The organism is Chryseobacterium sp. (genome assembly GCF_041914225.1).
Lineage (GTDB): Bacteria > Bacteroidota > Bacteroidia > Flavobacteriales > Weeksellaceae > Chryseobacterium.
Window position 1 is genome coordinate 1 of record NZ_JAYSDT010000041.1, and the last position, 13,069, is coordinate 13,069.

12 protein-coding genes and 1 pseudogene are annotated in these 13,069 nt (G+C 36.5%); 4 read left to right on the forward strand and 9 right to left on the reverse strand.

Going from position 1 to position 13,069, the window contains the following annotated elements; translation table 11 throughout:
* The first annotated feature begins 505 nt into the window (after window positions 1-505).
* A pseudogene (locus ACE3RB_RS15695) lies at window positions 506-1,814 on the forward strand (DEAD/DEAH box helicase).
* Window positions 1,815-1,911: 97 nt separating this feature from the next.
* Here the strand turns inward: ACE3RB_RS15695 and ACE3RB_RS15700 are convergent.
* Window positions 1,912-2,805: an SMP-30/gluconolactonase/LRE family protein gene (locus ACE3RB_RS15700; RefSeq protein ID WP_374465064.1), complete on the reverse strand. Its 894-nt coding sequence runs from the start codon at window positions 2,803-2,805 to the stop codon at window positions 1,912-1,914.
* A gap of 253 nt (window positions 2,806-3,058) precedes the next feature.
* On the opposite strand from ACE3RB_RS15700, the gene ccoG reads away from it, so the two are divergent.
* A complete protein-coding gene (gene ccoG / locus ACE3RB_RS15705) occupies window positions 3,059-4,501 on the forward strand; it encodes a cytochrome c oxidase accessory protein CcoG (RefSeq protein ID WP_374465065.1) in 1,443 nt (480 codons plus the stop codon).
* Between the two features lie 179 nt (window positions 4,502-4,680).
* On the opposite strand, the gene ACE3RB_RS15710 is transcribed toward ccoG, so the two are convergent.
* Window positions 4,681-5,562: a helix-turn-helix transcriptional regulator gene (locus tag ACE3RB_RS15710; protein ID WP_374465066.1), complete on the reverse strand. Its 882-nt coding sequence runs from the start codon at window positions 5,560-5,562 to the stop codon at window positions 4,681-4,683.
* Window positions 5,563-5,745: 183 nt separating this feature from the next.
* Between ACE3RB_RS15710 and ACE3RB_RS15715 the strand changes: the two genes are divergently transcribed.
* The gene (locus ACE3RB_RS15715) at window positions 5,746-6,090 is read left to right on the forward strand and encodes a MerR family transcriptional regulator (protein ID WP_002980674.1); all 345 of its coding nucleotides are present in this window, start codon (window positions 5,746-5,748) and stop codon (window positions 6,088-6,090) included.
* Window positions 6,091-6,208: 118 nt separating this feature from the next.
* Here the strand turns inward: ACE3RB_RS15715 and ACE3RB_RS15720 are convergent, their stop codons facing one another.
* A complete protein-coding gene (locus ACE3RB_RS15720; protein ID WP_374465067.1) occupies window positions 6,209-6,436 on the reverse strand; it encodes a hypothetical protein in 228 nt (75 codons plus the stop codon).
* Between the two features lie 232 nt (window positions 6,437-6,668).
* Here ACE3RB_RS15720 and ACE3RB_RS15725 point away from each other — a divergent pair, with 232 nt between their 5' ends.
* Window positions 6,669-7,931 carry a helix-hairpin-helix domain-containing protein gene (locus ACE3RB_RS15725; protein ID WP_374465068.1) on the forward strand — a complete coding sequence of 421 codons (1,263 nt, stop codon included), beginning with the start codon at window positions 6,669-6,671 and terminating at the stop codon, window positions 7,929-7,931.
* A gap of 55 nt (window positions 7,932-7,986) precedes the next feature.
* Here ACE3RB_RS15725 and ACE3RB_RS15730 read toward each other — a convergent pair whose 3' ends face one another.
* The 6 genes from ACE3RB_RS15730 to ACE3RB_RS15755 form a co-directional block, all read right to left on the reverse strand.
* The gene (locus ACE3RB_RS15730) at window positions 7,987-9,210 is read right to left on the reverse strand and encodes a YncE family protein (RefSeq protein WP_374465069.1); all 1,224 of its coding nucleotides are present in this window, start codon (window positions 9,208-9,210) and stop codon (window positions 7,987-7,989) included.
* 160 nt (window positions 9,211-9,370) lie between these two features.
* On the reverse strand, window positions 9,371-10,093 hold the full coding sequence (gene rluF, locus ACE3RB_RS15735) for a 23S rRNA pseudouridine(2604) synthase RluF (RefSeq protein ID WP_374465070.1): 723 nt from the start codon (window positions 10,091-10,093) through the stop codon (window positions 9,371-9,373).
* Between the two features lie 110 nt (window positions 10,094-10,203).
* Window positions 10,204-10,902 carry a tRNA pseudouridine(55) synthase TruB gene (gene truB / locus ACE3RB_RS15740; protein WP_374465071.1) on the reverse strand — a complete coding sequence of 233 codons (699 nt, stop codon included), beginning with the start codon at window positions 10,900-10,902 and terminating at the stop codon, window positions 10,204-10,206.
* 23 nt (window positions 10,903-10,925) lie between these two features.
* Window positions 10,926-11,744, reverse strand: coding sequence for an undecaprenyl-diphosphate phosphatase (locus ACE3RB_RS15745; RefSeq protein WP_149834751.1), 819 nt, complete (start codon window positions 11,742-11,744; stop codon window positions 10,926-10,928).
* A 107-nt stretch (window positions 11,745-11,851) separates the two neighbouring features.
* Window positions 11,852-12,148, reverse strand: a complete 297-nt coding sequence (locus tag ACE3RB_RS15750; RefSeq protein WP_131438506.1) for a DUF3098 domain-containing protein — start codon at window positions 12,146-12,148, stop codon at window positions 11,852-11,854.
* 2 nt (window positions 12,149-12,150) lie between these two features.
* Window positions 12,151-13,050 (reverse strand): cell division protein FtsX, encoded by a 900-nt coding sequence (locus ACE3RB_RS15755; protein WP_374465072.1) that lies wholly within the window; start codon window positions 13,048-13,050, stop codon window positions 12,151-12,153.
* Between the last annotated feature and the right edge of the window lie 19 nt (window positions 13,051-13,069).

The window sequence follows — 13,069 nt, forward strand, 5'->3', positions numbered from 1 at the left end:
CGAAAGAATCCCAGTCAAATTGTTCAGGTGCTACGTTTTGGTTTAATAATAATTCAGCTGAATTTGTCTCTTTTGACATAATTCTAAAAAAATTTGTATTCCTTCTCTTTCAACGGTCTTAATCAATGTGATTGAAAAATACGGAAGTTATTAATATTTAATATTTTACTTTCTCAGACCTTTACCACAAAAAGTGGGTGCAAAGATAAGAATTTTATTTAAGATAAGCAATAGGTTTCATAATCTTTACAACTCATATAATCCAATGATAATCAGTTGTCACCTATCCTTTTTCATAAAACAGTACAACGGATTATAGAGATTTTTCACTTCGCTGCGCTACATTCAGAATAACAGTAATGTCAAACTATAAATGATCATCATCTCAAACCTCCGCTCTTAACCCTCAAATCCTTAAACCCTCAAACCATCCTACTCTCCTACTCTCAAACCCTAAGACTCTCCCACTCAAAATTCAAACTCCAAAATTCACTACCTTTGCACTATGGAACTACAATCAATCTATCAGAAACTGCAGATTCAGGATATGAATCAGATGCAGAAATCTACTTATAAAGCGTCTGAAAATAATACGGATATTGTTTTACTCTCTCCTACAGGATCCGGAAAAACCCTTGCTTTTTTATTTCCTGTTCTCAGAAATCTGAAAAAAAACGTGCAGGGCGTTCAGGCATTGATATTGGTTCCGGCAAGAGAACTTGCCCTGCAGATTGAACAGGTTTTTAAAGCGATGGGAACAGATTTTAAAGTTTCTGTTTGTTATGGCGGACATGATAAAAAAATTGAGGTCAATAATTTAATTGAAGCGCCGGCTGTATTAATCGGGACCCCGGGAAGAGTTGTTTATCATTTAAGAAATAACAATTTTGATCCGAAAACTATCAAAACACTGGTTCTTGATGAATTTGACAAAGCACTGGAGCTGGGCTTTCACGATGACATGGAATTCATTTGTAATTCTTTAAAAGGACTTTCACAAAGAATTCTAACCTCTGCAACAGCGATGGATGAAATTCCTGCTTTCACGGGATTGAAAGATGAAAAAGTAATCAGCTTCCTGAAAGAAAATGATGTAAAACCGGATCTTCAATTGAGAAAGGTAATGACGATTCCGGAGGAAAAACTGGATACGCTTTTCAACCTGGTTTGTAAAATCGGAAACAGGAGAACCCTGATCTTCTGCAATCACCGTGATGCGGTAGACCGTATTTCAGAGCTTCTTCATCAGATGGGAATAGACAGGGAAACCTTCCATGGCGGTATGGAACAGGATGAAAGAGAACGTGCTCTGCTTAAATTCAGAAATGATTCCGCAAGGATTCTTATTACAACAGACCTGGCTGCCCGCGGACTTGATATTCCTGAGGTAGAATCTATTGTTCATTACCAGCTGCCTCCGAAAGAAGATGCCTTCATCCACCGAAACGGACGTACTGCAAGAATGAATGCCAAAGGTTTCGTCTACCTGATCATGACTGAAGAGGAAAACTTCCCGTTCATTAAAAAATAACACCCCCGAAGAAAGTGTTGCCGGATTTACTAAAGTTCCACAAAAAACACCTTTCCAAACGGTTTACATCAGCGCTGGCAAAAAGGATAAAGTGAATAAAGTGGACATTGTGGGTTATTTACTGAAGAAAGGCGAATTACAGAAAGAAGATGTGGGAATTATTGAAGTAAAAGACACTACATCCTATGTTGCGGTTTCCAGAAATAAAGTAAATGCACTTTTAAGAAAGCTTCAGAACGAAAAACTGAAAGGAAAGAAAGTGAAAATGGAGATTGCTTATTAAGTCTTCTGCTCAATACTCTATTGTCATTGCGAACGAAGTGAAGCAATCTCATATTTAATGAAAGAGATTGCTTCGCCGCTATGTTCCCCGCAATGATTTATTTTATTCCTCTTACTCGCAAAGGAAAGGTGTAAACAGACTTAGAAGCAGTAATGAAAAGAATATCATTATTTTTTCCGCCGAAAGTGACATTGGAAGTCCAGTCTTCAGGAATCGGAATATGATAGATCTTCTTCCCGGAGCTGTTGAAAACATGAACTCCGTTTCCTGTTAAATATAAATTCCCGTGCTTGTCCATAGTCATTCCATCTGAGCCCATTTCGCAGAACAGTTTTTTCTCAGACAGTTTCCCTTCCCCTAAAATATCATACACATAAGTCTTGCCCGCATCAATATCAGAAATGTATAATTTCTTTAATTTTTCACTTCCTACAATTCCATTGGGCTGCGTGAATGTTTCCAGCTTTGTAACTTTTCCTGTTTTATCTCTGTAATAAAGACTTTTATGAGGTAATTCCTGTTTGAAATCTATCCAGTAATCCCTTTTGTATAAAGGATCTGTAAAGTACATTCCTCCAAATTCATCATTCCACACATCATTGGGACCATTCAGTCTTTTTCCTTCAAAGCCTTTAAGCAGAACTTCCACTTTTTTATCTTTGGAAATCTTCCAGATCTCTCCCTGATCGTCTGAACAGGTGATCAGATACCCGTCTTTGTCAAAATGAGTTCCGTTGGCTCTTCCTGTTTTATCAAGAAACTCTATCACCTGGTTGCTTTTCCAGTCCCAATAATAGATCTTATCATTAGGCTGATCGGTAAAGTAAACATTTCCATCCTTATCGGCAGATGGCCCTTCTGTGAAACTGAACTTGTCTGAAACCTTTTCCGGCTGTACTCCTTCATAAAACATTTTACTATAATTTACTGATTGACAGTTTACCAATGCGAAAACCAAACCAATCATGCCTATTTTAAAGATATTCTTCATGCTTCATTTTTAAACCTGCAATTTACAATATCAATAATAGCTTTCAAAATATTTTCTCTTTCTGATACAATAAAAAACATAATTGAAAAATGTCCCAATTGTACTATTTTTTAAGTAGATCATATTAGCAGCAAAAGGATATAATGCGGAGCTTTGCAGTAGCAGGATCAATCATTTTTTTCATAGAAATCAATTTGAAAAACAAGATCGGTCAGGATGAAAATTGTACCAAAATACTTTATAGCATACAACAATGAGCGCAGAGTCCAATAATATCAAATCTTTGGAAATTGAAAATGAAGATTTCAGAAATTCCGTAGGAACCATGGATGAAACCGGAAAAAGGAAGTGGGTTTTTCCCCGAAAGCCTAAAGGCAAATACACCAACTACAGGAATTACACAAGCTATTTACTTCTTGCTTTACTTTTCGGATTGCCGTTTGTAAGGATCAACAACAATCCCTTTCTGCTTATCAATGTTATAGACAGGAAATTCTTTATTCTCGGACAGCCTTTTTACCTGCAGGACTTTTTTATCCTTGCTTTGGGGGCTGTAACTTCTGTAATTTTTGTGATGCTTTTTACGGTAGTTTTCGGAAGAATATTCTGTGGCTGGCTGTGTCCACAGACCCTTTTCATGGAAATGGTTTTCCGGAAAATTGAATACTGGATCGAGGGAGACAGGAATAAGCAAATGAAACTCGACAGACAGGAATGGGACACAGAAAAAATATGGAAAAGACTGACTAAATGGTCTGCATTCCTCTTGATTTCACTGATCATTTCCCACTTCATGTTCATGTACATTGTAGGATATGAAGAGGTTCTCCGTATTATGAGCGAGGGACCTGCTGAACATTCACTGAAGTTTATGGCTATGATATTCTTTACCATGACTTTCTATTTTGTTTTTGCATGGCTCCGTGAACAGGTATGTACATTGGTTTGTCCTTACGGAAGACTTCAGGGTGTATTGATTGACAAGCAAACCATTAATGTATATTATGATTTTAAAAGAGGCGAAGGCCGTGCAAAATGGAGAAATAATGAAGACAGGAAAGCTGCGGGGAAAGGAGATTGTATTGACTGTAACCAATGTGTTGTAGTCTGCCCTACAGGAATTGATATCCGAAACGGCCAGCAGCTGGAATGCGTGAACTGTACGGCATGTATTGATGCGTGCGATGAAGTAATGGAAAAAATAGGCTTGCCTAAAGGGCTGGTACGCTATGCTACGGAAGCTGAAATTGAAAATCAAGACAAGTTCAGATTTACACCGAGAATGAAAGCAACCACTGTAATTCTTGCCTTGTTAATCGGATTTCTGGTTTTTTTAATGTACGACCGTGGTTCTATGGAAGCCAAGTTCATTAAGCCGGCGGGTTCTACCTTTTTCGTTAAAAATGGTAAAATCACCAACACCTTTATTTATACTCTTCTGAATAAATCTAATGAGAAGAAAACCCTTACCATCAGAGTTATCACTCCGGCAAATGCGGAAATCACTTATTTTGGTTCTGAAAAAATCATATTGAAGGGAGACCAGATCCTGAAAGGAAACATCAATATTTCTTTCCCTGAAGACGAAATTAAGTTCTCAAAACAAAATATGATCATCGGTGTTTTTGACGAAAAAGGGAAACTTGTGGATTCATTTGAGACAACTTTTGAAGGACCGTTTAAGTTGGCACTTTAGGTTGCAGATAGCAGGTATAGTTTACAGGAATAGTCGTTGATATTTCCATTATTCCCCTCTTCTGGAGGGGTGGCAAAAATTCAAAGAATTTTTGACGGGGTGGTTTACAACAAACTCTTCCCTAAACCTTAAACTCTAAACCTTAAACTTTAAACTTTAAACCTTGAACTTTAAACTGATTAAGCTTTATATTTCCTCATAAACTGCGTGGGAGTCATTCCGGAGCTTTTCCGGAATACTCTTACAAAGTAGGAATATTCTTCATATCCCAGCCGGAAAGCAATTTCCACCAGGCTTTCGTCCAGGTACATCAGCATCCTTTTGGCTTCCAGCACTACTCTTTCCGTAATAACATCAGTCGCTGTTTTTTGAACAACAGTCTGTGCAATCCGGTTCAGGTGTTTGGATGAAATTCCCAACAACGATGCATAATATGCAATTGATTTCTGCTGTGTAAAGTTCTGCTCAATCAGGTTTTCAAAATCCTGATAATGTTTAAAATAAGAAAGCCCGGCTGAAGAAGCCAATGTATCAAAGTCTTTTGAAAACAATCTGGCAGCATTGATGAAAATCCGGGACATCAATGACAAAATCAAACCTTCTTTCATTATATTTTTTGCCTGATGCTCTTCCCCCAGCTCCTGAAATAAATTTACATATTTCTTAAGCTCATTCGAATCCAGCTGAAGTTTCCTCGGGAACGATACAGATCCGAAAAAAGGAAAATTTCTGAGCTTCTGATTGACATAATGCATTTCATAAAACTCCTGAGAACAAAAGAAAATATACCCTTCAATATCTTCCGAAAGCTCCCAGCTGTGAACCTGTCCCGGCGACAGAAAGAAAAGACTTCCTTCAGAGACTTCATATTTATGAAAATCAATTTCATGGACTCCTGTTCCTTTCGTAAAGAGAACGGCAGCATAAAAATCATGTCTGTGAGGCTTCTCTATATGACGATGTCCCACCACCAGATGATTCTTCATGGTATTAAAGTAAAAATCCGAAGTATTTTTACCCGCCTGGAAAAGATCAATATGAAGAACTGAGATCGGATTCATTAATATTAGCGTAAGAATTTACAAATTTAGATAAAAAGAACTGGTATATGATAAATGCTTAATATCTGTACTTTATTTTACTTCCATAAATTTCCTTTAAAACAAAGCCTGACCGCACTTTTTGTAATATATTTTGGATAAAACTTTAAAAAATTTTTATCTTTGAAGTTTAGGAGTTGTAAAATGAAAATAAATTTACCTGATAAACTGTATTATTCCATAGGAGAAGTTGCAAAAGCATTCGATGTAAACACTTCATTAATACGTTACTGGGAACAGGAATTCCCTATTATCAAGCCTAAAAAAAACAGAAAAGGAAACCGATATTTCACCCCTGAAGACATCAAAAACCTTCAGATGATCTACCATTTGGTAAAAGAAAAAGGTTACACCCTTGACGGAGCCCGCGTAGCCCTTACCACCAACAGTAAAATTTCTGAAACCATCACCCTGATTGACCGACTGGAGTTTGTAAAAGCTGAGCTTATTAAACTGAAAGAATCTCTGGGAGAAAAAGATAGTGAATAAATTATTCAAAATACAGAAAATGCGCCGCAATGAATTGCGGCGCATTTTTATTGATACACTCTTATTGAGTTATTAGCTGCAAAAGCAACAATTAACTCCTATTTTATTCAGGTAAAAATCAATCATCCTCTTTTTTAAAGCTCACTACCAGATATTCTCCGTCTGAACAATATTTCTTACAGCTATCATCTTTAAAACGTTCAGGTTTTTTGGTGAACTCTTCGATATATTTTGTGCTTTCAGCTGTATCTGCCGGAACTATAACAATATGGTAATTGTCAACAACTGTACTGTCAGCTTTTTTCAAAGCCTCTTCCTTGTATTTTACTGCTTCACTGTATTTCATATTATTATCAATTAATGGGTGTTGGATAAATAAAAAATTACAAAAACCAAGCCGTTAAGAAAATATACGATATAAAAACAGTCAGAACTTTTGGCTTCGATAACGAAATTATATCACATAAAGAACATTATCTTCATAATCTTTTAAACAATAAATCACTTTCTCTATATAATCTTTAACCATTTCATAATCAGCTATTGCTGTGCTTTATTTTTATCAATAAGTTTACTTCATGATGAGAAAAAAATATTACCGGAAACTGGCATCTATGGTCACATTGCTGACTGTTTTATTTGCCTATCAGAAATATACCAGCCGGGAAAAAGAACCTTTTCCTGAAGTTACATTCATTGCAGATGCTTCAAAATCGGCAAACCTATCGGATTTTGATCCCAATGTTCTGAACAAAGAGCAATGGAAGAAGCTGGGGTTTTCAGAGAAACAAACCGCTACCATTCTTAAGTATAAAGATATTGTGGGCGGAAAGTTTACTTCGAAAGAACAGCTGAGAAAATGTTATGCTATTTCTGAAGAAAAATTTAATGAAATAGCATCTTTCATCCTGCTTCCTGAACTGACAGAAAAAGGGACTTCAAAAAGAGTCAATAAATCCGGAAAAAGAGAAATTATCATTTCAGGAAAGTTTAATCCTGATCAGTTTTCTGCTGATGACTGGCTCAGGATGGGCTTCAGTGAAAAGCAGGCAGAAGCTATTATAAAGTATAGAAATTATTTAGGCGGAAGCTTTATCAGTAAAGAGAAATTTAAAGAATGTTTTATTATTTCTCCGGAAAATTACAGCAAACTTGAACCTTATATCCTACTGCCGGCAAAAACTCCCGAAAGCTTCAGAAAATTTACGAATAGCAATACTGTAAAATCTAAAATCCAGTACCACAATTTTGATCCTAATCAATTAAACCTGGACGGGTGGAAAGCGCTTGGATTTTCAGAAAAACAGGCTGCCACAATCATCAGTTACCGCGACAGAAATTTACGGGGAAGCTTTAAAAATCCTGAAGAACTGCAAAAATGTTTTGTGATTTCCGCTGAAAAATTTCAGGAAATGAAGCCTTATATCAAACTTCAGGAAAAACAGCAGGAAAAAACAGATTTTTCAAAAACAGATCTCAATACCATTACTTTCAAACAGCTTATGGAGTTCGGGCTGGACGAAAGAAGCGCAGGTTCAATCATCGGTTTCAGGAAGAAGCTGGGAGGTTTTATGAATAAGCAGCAGATTCTGAGCACTTATAATATTGACCAGGATCTTGTTCAAAAGCTGATTTCAATAGCACCGCTGAATACGTCCAATGTTCCAAGATACACATTAGCAGACGCACCAGAAGAATGGCTTAAAAATCACCCTTATTTCAAATATTCCGCAGACAAGATCATATTCTATCGGATCAGCAACCCAGATGATAAAAAAATATGGAAACTATTGAAATTGAAACCCGAATATGAAGAAAGAATGAAATTATACATAAAATAAAACTATTCCAAAAATAATATTCGGAATAGTTTTATGAAAGCAAAATACTGAATTTTTAATGATGCATATAACTGCTGGGGCCATTGGTCCCTTCAATCGATTCCGGCAGTATTCCATATTTGTTACGCAGATCCACTCTTCCCAGTTTTTTTCCGGTATTAATATCAATAATACTGATGGTTCCGGAGTTTAAATTAGGAAGATCCAACAGATTATTTTGTACCGCTACCACATCTTTTCCTGATCTGGTTTTAAAGAAAGCCATATGATGAGCTCCTTTATCAGCGTCAAAAGTTTTCAAAAGCTTCAGCTGAGGAAGATTGCTTATATCAAACACAAGCACTTTTCCAGGATCTGCAAAACTTACGTAAAGTTTATTTGAATCATCAATATACATTTCAAGTGTCCAGCCTAATCCTTGTGCGCTTCCGTCAAAGATCTTCGTAAAAGCATCATATTTTTTGGTTGTACCATTGTATGGAGCTATCCAGATATCGCCGCCAAGCATGGTCGTAGCAAGTGCATACTGTGGAAATTTTCCGCGCAGCAGTAAAACTTCAACGGGAGCAGACAAATCCGTTGGTGAATCTGCTACCTGATAGATCTCCTTGATTTCATAAGTATTCAGATCTAATAAAGTACACGTATTCCCCATCCCTGTTGTAAGATCCGGATGAATAGTAGAGGTTACCATCATCAGTCCTTTTTCTTCATTAACTGAAATACCATGCGGATACATGATAAATTTGTTGGGATTACTCTGAACAGGTGCTTTAATCGTTTTGATAAGCTGATTATTGTTAGCATTAAAAACCCCGATGCTTCCATCTTTCGGACCTCCTGCTCCACCCATGAAAGTCATAAAATATCTTCCGTCATTAGTGAAAAATAAATTTTCACCTACCGTATTCTCCCCGGTATCAATAGGGCTGGCACTTATGAGTTTTGGCTGCCCATTTTGATCTTTTCCTGTTTTTACTTCATAGAGGTAGCTGCCTCCTAAAGCTGTTGTAAACATTTTTTTTGCATCAAGATTATAATAAATATGATGCGGTAATACACCAATACCCAATTCAAGCCTGCTGCTGATGTTTCCAAAATTCGGTGCCTCAGGATCAAGTTCTATAACGGCTATTCCGTCTGATGCTCCTTTTAAGCTTCTGTAATCAATGTAAAACGAAGTGTTATGGGGATGGTCGGGATTGTGGTTCTCATTCAGGCAACTCGTAAACATTACCAAAGTAATAAACAGAAACACTGAATTAAATTTTAATTTCATGATTTTATGATTATGGTTGTTAGTCTTATAAATATAATATATTTCCTGTGAAAAATAAAATATATTACACCAATATCTGAAAAATCATAACTAATAAAAAAATACCATCCGGTTTATATTACCGAATAGTAAGAAATTAAAACATTAAGAAGTTTTGTTTTTAATCAAAGGTTTTACTGGAATCAGCCAGTAAAGAGTTTAGCGTAGTAAGCTCATCATCAGTAAGATCCCTCCATTTTCCGACCGGGAGATCAAGCTTGATATTCATGATACGGATTCGTTTCAGCTTTTTTACTTCGTATCCGAGATATTCGCACATTCTTCGGATCTGTCTGTTGAGCCCCTGAGTAAGAATAATTCTGAAATTCATTTCATCAATCTTCTCAACTTCACATTTTCTGGTAACGGTATCAAGGATGGGAACACCATTTCTCATTTTTTCCAGAAATTTTGGAGTGATCGGTTTATCCACACGGACAAGATATTCCTTCTCGTGATTATTACGGGCTCTCAGAATTTTATTGACAATATCGCCGTCACTTGTTAAAAGAATAAGTCCTTCACTGGGTTTATCCAGCCTGCCGATAGGGAAAATCCTTTTCGGGTGATTGATATAGTCTACGATATTATTTTTTTCCCGTTTTGTATCTGTGGTACAGACAATTCCTACCGGTTTATTAAAAACGATATATACCGGTTTTTCCTGAGGCTCTCTGATTGGCTTCCCGTCTACTTCTACAAGATCTTCGTCTGAAACTTTAGTTCCCAGTTCAGGAATTTTCCCGTTTATTGTGATCCTGCCCTCTTCCAGAAGTTTATCTGCCGCTCTTCTTGAGCAGTATCCCACTTCTGATAAATATTTATTGATACGCGTCTTTTCCATTAGTCTTTTCCGTAGCCGGTATAATTTATTGCTGAAAATAATAATCATGTAAGTTGTTAAGCCAGTAAAAAAATATCAGCACCATTTTAAGGCTTATGCCATTCATATTCTTACAGGCTTTCGAATCTGTAATCATTATTCAGGAACTGATCTGTAGCATCTTCAATCGCATAATCACCAATTTTGGTACGTCTCAGCTGTGTCAGATAAGCTCCTACTTCCAGTTCCTGCCCGATATCATGAGCCAGGCTTCTGATATATGTCCCTTTTGAGCATCCCACCATGAAACTTACAAGAGGAAAGTCTATTTTGATATCTTTAATATAATGAATGGTTGTTTTTCTTGCCTTCATTTCAACTTCTTCACCTGCTCTGGCAAGGTTGTAAGCTCTTTCACCATCAATTTTAATCGCTGAATAAACCGGTGGTTTCTGCTCAATTTCTCCGACAAATTTCTCCAGAACGTCTTTTACCTGTTCTTCAGTAATATGAGAGATATCCTGATGAAGGATTTCAGGCTTTTCGGTGTCATAGGATTCCGTCTGTACACCAATCTTGATCTCTGTCCAGTATTCCTTGGGAGCGTCCTGAATCTCAGGAATTTTCTTTGTGAATTTTCCACAGCAGACAATCAAAAGTCCGGTTGCACGGGGATCTAAAGTTCCAGCGTGACCTATTTTAAATTTTTTAGGAAGATCAAATTCCCTTTTAAGTTTATATTTCATTTTATTGACAGCCTGGAAGGAAGTCCAGTCCAGAGGCTTATCCAATAAAAAAATGTATCCTGATTTCAGTTCTTCAACAGTCATGAATGGGTATAGTATGTAATTTCTTATTTAAAGAAATAAAAATAAATCAACAGGGCTATTCCAACAAAAATACGATACCAGCCCCATGGTTTAAATCCATATTTATTAAGTACTCCAATGAATGCTTTGATCGCAATAAGAGCCACGATAAATGCCACTATATTTCCTATCACAAAGATCATAATGTGATCCTGAGAAGCCATAATCATTTCATATCCTTTTTGTGGATTGGCTGTTTCTTTTCCCCAAGTCTTAACAAAAACCGAATATACAGTTACTGCCAGCATGGTAGGTACCGCAAGGAAGAAAGAGAATTCTGCAGCAGCTTTTCTTGTAAGGCCTTGTGCCATTCCCCCAATAATAGAAGCTGCACTACGGCTTGTACCCGGCATCATCGCAAGACACTGCCAGAAACCGATGGTAACGGCATTTCTTATTGTAATTCCTTTTTCATCGTCAATTTTAGGATTCTTAAACCATTTATCTGCAAAAAGTAAAACTACACCACCTAGTACCAATACTGAAGAGATCGCAATCTGATTTCCAAGAACAGCTTCAATTTTATCATCAAATAAATAGCCCAGTACCAGAGCCGGAACTACAGCAAAAGCAAGTTTGAAATAGAACTGGATATTATTTAAATCAAAAAACTTTTTCCAGTATGCTACCACCACAGATAAAATAGCCCCGAACTGAATAGACACCTGAAACATTTTTAAAAATTCTGTTTCTTCCAACCCCATAAGATTTGCTGTAAATCCCATATGTGCAGTAGAAGAAATCGGAAGATATTCTGTCAGTCCTTCTACGATGGCAATAATAATTGCTTTGATTAAATCCATATTCTTTTAAAAATTAAAAAGATTAAAAGATTTAAGAATTAAAAAACAGCTCATTAGCTTATATCTTTCAATTCTTAAATTTTTTAATCCTTAAATAAAATTATTATTTATTTTCTTTTTAAGATTGCGTACACTTCTATTACAAAACCGATTACGACAAACAAAGGCGCTATCCTGATTCTTCTGATAGAAAAGATATCGTCATTCCATGAGTTCGGATCAAATTTTCCATCTACCGTATTGGCATCAGGCCCCATCATCAGTAGAAATCCTACTACAATAAATGCTAATCCTATCAGCATCCATTTGAAATTCTGCTGCCCGAAATAGAAAGCGTTTTCCTGTGGTACTTCTGCTTCACGTCCAAAGTCTGAAGCGGAAAATTTATTTGTTTTTTTGCTCATTATTAAGAGTAATATAAATCGTCAACGTTTGATTTTAAGAATCTCCATGTAGCGAAAATCGTACTTAGGACAGAAATAAAAATTCCTACACCAAGCACCAGGATGATTAACCAGAAATATTGATTGTTGTCCTGTACAAAGGCAGAGCCAATCTGGCTTGTGAAATAATACCAGACTCCTCCCAGAGCAAGAAGACCTATTACAGAGCCGATAGCTCCCAAGATAACAGCTTCCACAATGAAAGGTTTAAGGATAAATCTTCTTTTCGCCCCTACCAGCTGCATTGTTTTAATAATAAATCTCTTCGAGAATATTTTCAGACGGATTGAGTTGTTGATTAATACAACGGCCAATATCAGGAACAAAATTGAAAATCCAAGGATCCATTTTAAGATTCTGCTCAGGTTATTGTATACATCCACCATCAAAGTACTGTCATTCTTAACATCAATGATTCCCGGAACGGACTTGATCTCTTTAATGGCTTCATCAATTTTTGCCGGGTCTACGAATTCCGGCTTTAAAGCAACTTCAATAGAGGAAGGGAAAATATTCTCCTCGAACAATGCATCACTGTCGATTCCCATACTTTTCTTGGCCTCTTTTGCCGCCATATCTCTTGAAATATAGGTTGCTTTTTTTACAGGAGCTAATAACTGTACCTTTTTAAAAGTTTCTTCCTCAAGTTTTGCAATTTTTACAGAATCTTTAGCGTCATAGTTTTCATCAAAATAAGCGTTCACCACCAATTGTTCTTTGATATAGTCAGAATACTTCTGGGCATTAATCAGAATAAGCCCCATTAATCCTAACAAAAATAACACTAAGGCAATACTTATCACTACTGTAATATTGCTGGACCGAAGCCTTTTCTTATTAAATTCATCTACAGATTTAGCCATTAATATTAAAATTTTTGGC